At 70.5% G+C, this 597-nt stretch carries 1 protein-coding gene; it reads left to right on the top strand.

The annotated features are described in order from the left end of the window. Window positions 1-30: 30 nt before the first annotated feature. On the top strand, window positions 31-597 hold a 567-nt coding region (locus tag ACTMTI_RS56980; RefSeq protein ID WP_441129426.1), incomplete at its 3' end, for a SpnB-like Rossmann fold domain-containing protein.

Here is a 597-nt window from a genome sequence, read left to right as displayed (position 1 = left end):
GTCACGGGTTTGACTTCACGGCCGTTGCCGGTGGATGGGTTGTCGTCTCGCGCGCAACCGGGGCATGAGGCGCTCCACCACCTGCAGTGGGTGTCGTTGCCGGGTGAGCCGGCGGGCTCTCCTGTGAGGGATGTGGCGGTGGTGGGTGAGCGGTGGCCTGGTCTGGCCGCGGCTGTCCGGGCCGTCGGCGGTGGTGTCGGGGAGTTCGCGGATGTGGCGGCGTTGGGTGATGCTGTCGCTTCCGGGCAGGCTCTTCCCGCCGCTGTGGTGATGCGCCTGCCGGTGACCGCTGTCAGCCAGGGCCCGTTGGAGGGGCTGCGGTCGGAGCTGGATCGGGTCGTGGGCGTGCTGCGCGACTGGCTGGCTGATGAGCGGCTGGCCGAGACCCGGCTGGTGCTGGTCACCACGGGCGCGGTGACGACCGGTACCGAATCCGGCAGCGCTGACGGTGGCGCTCTGGTCGAGGCGGCGATGTCGGGGTTGGTGCGTTCGGCTCAGGCGGAGAACCCGGGCCGGATTCTGCTGGTCGACGTCGATGGTGCGGCTGAGTCGCTGACCGTGCTGGCTTCTTTGCTGGGGGTGGAGGAGGAGCCGCAG

Source organism: Nonomuraea sp. H19 (assembly GCF_052068215.1).
Taxonomy (GTDB): Bacteria; Actinomycetota; Actinomycetes; order Streptosporangiales; family Streptosporangiaceae; genus Nonomuraea.
This window is presented reverse-complemented; position numbering and strand designations above follow the sequence as displayed.